This window comes from Microcoleus sp. D3_18_C4 (assembly GCF_036702355.1).
GTDB lineage: Bacteria > Cyanobacteriota > Cyanobacteriia > Cyanobacteriales > Microcoleaceae > Microcoleus.
This window is the reverse complement of record NZ_JAUBTF010000163.1, coordinates 1-1,195: the sequence shown is the minus strand read 5'-3', so window position 1 is coordinate 1,195 and position 1,195 is coordinate 1. Positions and strand designations below refer to the sequence as shown.

Here is a 1,195-nt window from a genome sequence, read left to right as displayed (position 1 = left end):
TTACAGATATGGGTTAATTTACATTCTGGGCATTGCATAAATTATTCCTCCTATTCATACTCTAACTCAGCAACGCCCCAAATTTGGCGTTGCTTAATCAGGGTATGAAAAAAATAACTTTAAAATCCCGAAGTTTTGTGGATACTGGTTTCTCTGACTTGCATATTTAGCCCTTCATACCCTAAATCAGCAACGCCAAAACCCCGATATTAATCGGGGTATCGATTCCTAATGTCCGTGGATGTGTCGTCTCAGGACTCTTCAATTATCTCCATCAGCACCTTAACATCACCTAAAGTAGCCTTCGATTTTGGGTGCAAGGCTTTTAATTGATTGAGCAAGTCCGCTGGCTCCGCAAGCTCGATCGCTGGTGTTGGATTCCGTTTAAGTTTTTCGAGTTCTTCGCATTTGCGATCAAATTCTTCCTGCGTGCGATCGAGTTCTTCGTACTTGCTAGCGAGTTGTGCCTGGACTTGTTGGCGATCGGCGCGTTCTGTTTCGAGTTCTTCCCGCGTGCGATCGAGTTCTGCCGCGAATTGCTCTCGATCGCCCGCTCGATCGGCGGTAAGCGTCTCAACCTGTGTCTTGAGTTTTTTCACTTCCTCCTGATCGCCAGCAACATCTGCTAATTGCTGTTCGGCTGCTGCGAGTTTCTGGTTGGTGGCGTCTAATTCCTGGTTGGCAGTTGCTAGTTGCTCTTGAGTTTGCTTGACTTCTTCTTGAGGTTGTTTCAATTCTTGCCTAACCGATTCCTCTTCGTTGCGATCTGTGCTCAGGCGGCTAATCTCCTCACTGCGGGTTTGAAGATGCACCCGCTAGATGAAGAATTGTAACAATATTGCTTGTTAATAGCCTCTGCCTTGGGGGAGAATCAACCTCCAGGTGCAGCTTCGGGCGACTCTTTTGAGATGTAAATTTTGGATCAAGGCAAGTCTAAATTCGTCTAAATTAGTATTTATAACGACACTTATAAAGAGTAAATGCTCAACTTACTCGGAGAGCAAGAGCCACAAACCTTGAAGCTGGCGTCACCGGTGCCGCTGGCGCTTCATCCCGCTGCGGTGTACCTAGACAGTTTGGGGAGCGATCGCTCGAAGGCAACGATGGCGGCAGGACTTGACATCATGGCGAAGTTGCTGGCGGGCTCGGAGTGCGATCGGATGACGTTGAATTGGGCAGCCTTGCGCTACAAGCA

At 47.9% G+C, this 1,195-nt stretch carries 1 protein-coding gene and 1 pseudogene; one reads left to right on the top strand and one right to left on the bottom strand.

Annotated features, from left to right (window positions below; genetic code table 11):
* Positions 1 to 251: 251 nt before the first annotated feature.
* Positions 252 to 812 (bottom strand): hypothetical protein, encoded by a 561-nt coding sequence (locus tag QUA90_RS30355; protein ID WP_333448791.1) that lies wholly within the window; start codon positions 810 to 812, stop codon positions 252 to 254.
* Between the two features lie 168 nt (positions 813 to 980).
* Between QUA90_RS30355 and QUA90_RS30350 the strand changes: the two are divergent.
* Positions 981 to 1,195, top strand: a pseudogene (locus tag QUA90_RS30350) (integrase); the annotation flags it as partial.